Raw genomic sequence first — 462 nt, 5'->3', positions numbered from 1 at the left:
GGTTTTCGGGGTCCCGAGCCGGGTCGTTGGCCCGGTTTTCCCGCCATGGCGGGCTTTTCCGACGCGCGGCGGCTCGTGCTCCTCATTTTCCGGCCACGGCGGGGTTCCTGGGGTCCTGGCCGGGCCGAGGGGCCCAATTTTCCCGCCATGGCCGGGTTATCGGCGTCCCGGCGGCGCCCAGGGCCCGATTTTCCCGCCATGGCGGGGTTCTTCGGCGTCCCTGACTGTGCCCGGGCCCCCGTTTTCCCGCCGCGGCCGGGTATTCGGCGTCCCGAGCCGGGTCGAGGGCCCGATTCTCTCGCCACGGCGGACCTTTCCGACGTACGGCGCTCGGGTTCCTCATTTCCCCGCCGCGGCGGGTTTTTGGGGTCCGGGCCGGGCCGAGGGGCCCCACTTTCCCGCCGCGGCGGGGTTTTCGGGGTCCCGGACCGTGCCCGGGGCCCCAATTTCCCGCCACGGCGG

It is taken from the genome of Microlunatus ginsengisoli, from assembly GCF_039537205.1.
Classification (GTDB): Bacteria; Actinomycetota; Actinomycetes; order Propionibacteriales; family Propionibacteriaceae; genus Microlunatus; species Microlunatus ginsengisoli.
The sequence above is the reverse complement of the archived record's forward strand: the minus strand, read 5'-3'. Positions refer to the sequence as shown.